The 255-nt window shown below is 50.2% G+C and carries 1 protein-coding gene; it reads right to left on the reverse strand.

What is annotated here, in order from left to right:
• Positions 1-255, reverse strand: a 255-nt coding sequence (locus AAEY88_RS14515; protein ID WP_350563523.1) for a 3-hydroxyacyl-CoA dehydrogenase family protein, incomplete at both ends; no start/stop codon positions are given.

Below are 255 nucleotides of genomic sequence, written 5' to 3' on the forward strand. Positions count from 1 at the left end.
GTGTACGCCCGTATCCAAACCGACGACGTCGATGAGATAAGCCGGACCCATAGGCCAACCGAATTTTTCCATGACTTTATCGACATGAGTAAAGTCCGCGCCTTGCCTAAGTAATAAGTCAAAAGCACCAAAGTATGGGAATAGGACACGGTTCACTAAGAAGCCTGGGCAGTCATTGACGACGACGGGCACTTTACCCATTTTAGTTGCGAGCGCAACCGTGGTGGCAATCGCTTCTTCAGAGGACTTCTCACC

The organism is Psychrobacter sp. CAL346-MNA-CIBAN-0220, assembly GCF_040309805.1.
In the GTDB taxonomy this organism is placed as follows: Bacteria; Pseudomonadota; Gammaproteobacteria; order Pseudomonadales; family Moraxellaceae; genus Psychrobacter.